1 pseudogene is annotated in these 418 nt (G+C 55.3%); it reads right to left on the reverse strand.

Going from position 1 to position 418, the window contains the following annotated elements:
- Positions 1-418: pseudogene (locus HK28_RS09175) on the reverse strand (IS5 family transposase); the annotation flags it as partial.

The raw sequence follows: 418 nt of genomic DNA on the forward strand, positions 1-418 counted from the left end.
TCAGCGCCTTTGAAATCACTGACCTGTCCAGCAGTCAGATGAAGGCGGGCAGGTCGTCCCTGACCATCACACATGGCATGAAGTTTTGAATTCAGGCCACCCTTTGTCCGTCCGATATGGCGGGGAAAAGCCCCTTTTTGAGCAGGGAGGCCGCTATTCGGTGCGCTTTGAGATGTGTTGCATCGATCATCAGGCGCTTTGAACGGCCAGCCTGCTCTGTCAGCGCGACGAAGATTCGGTCGAAGACGCCCAGGCGGCTCCACCGGATGAAGCGATTATACAAAGTCTTGTGCGGGCCATAAGCTTCAGGAGCATCTTTCCACTGAAGACCGTTGCGGATCACGTAAACAATCCCACTCAGAACACGGCGGTCATCCACGCGTGGCATTCCGTGCGCCAGAGGAAAAAACGGCTCAAT

The organism is Acetobacter sp. DsW_063 (genome assembly GCF_002153745.1).
Lineage (GTDB): Bacteria > Pseudomonadota > Alphaproteobacteria > Acetobacterales > Acetobacteraceae > Acetobacter.